This window comes from Salinarimonas soli, assembly GCF_008386575.1.
GTDB lineage: Bacteria > Pseudomonadota > Alphaproteobacteria > Rhizobiales > Beijerinckiaceae > Salinarimonas_A > Salinarimonas_A soli.
Map to the genome: position 1 here is coordinate 1 of NZ_VUOA01000137.1, position 479 is coordinate 479.

1 protein-coding gene is annotated in these 479 nt (G+C 43.4%); it reads right to left on the reverse strand.

The genetic code is table 11. The annotated features are described in order from the left end of the window. Positions 1-51: 51 nt before the first annotated feature. Complete coding sequence (locus tag F0L46_RS27685) at positions 52-435, reverse strand: 4CSP family protein (RefSeq protein WP_149730592.1); 384 nt, start codon at positions 433-435, stop codon at positions 52-54. Positions 436-479 lie beyond the last annotated feature (44 nt).

Sequence of the window (479 nt, forward strand, 5' to 3'; positions counted from 1 at the left end):
ATTTCCGTTGTTGAATTAAAATTCTAGTTAGTGTTCAACTTTATTGAAGTTTTATTCAGGGATGACGATGCCCTTGGCCTTAGCGCGGTCTTCGTACTTCTTCCTCCATTTGCCGTCGGGGTCGAAATGGGCTGTCAGCTCCTTCCAAATTTCCAGTTCATTCTTGATTAAATAATCAATACTAGTTTCAGCGCCCTTTTCTTGGGCTTCAGTGCATTTCTCGCAACCAGTCTCTAGAGCTTCTTGAAGATGATCTTTCAGTTCCTTCCCTTCGGGAGTACACTTGCCCTTGCCGAGCACGCAATCCATATACGACTCCAGGAGCCTCTTGTTCTCCAAAATTTCTTGCAAGTTAATTTTGTCATATTTGTCAGTGTACTTATCATCAGCAAGTACGGCCACGAGTACACAGCTCAAAACTATAAGGACCTTCATGATTGATGATCCTGCTCAGCACGTAAGTGATTCCAATGGTCTGC

Bases quoted from the DNA above. Each gene is read 5' to 3' on its own strand.
- F0L46_RS27685 (WP_149730592.1), bottom strand. From the start codon at position 435: ATGAAGGTCCTTATAGTTTTGAGCTGTGTACTCGTGGCCGTACTTGCT.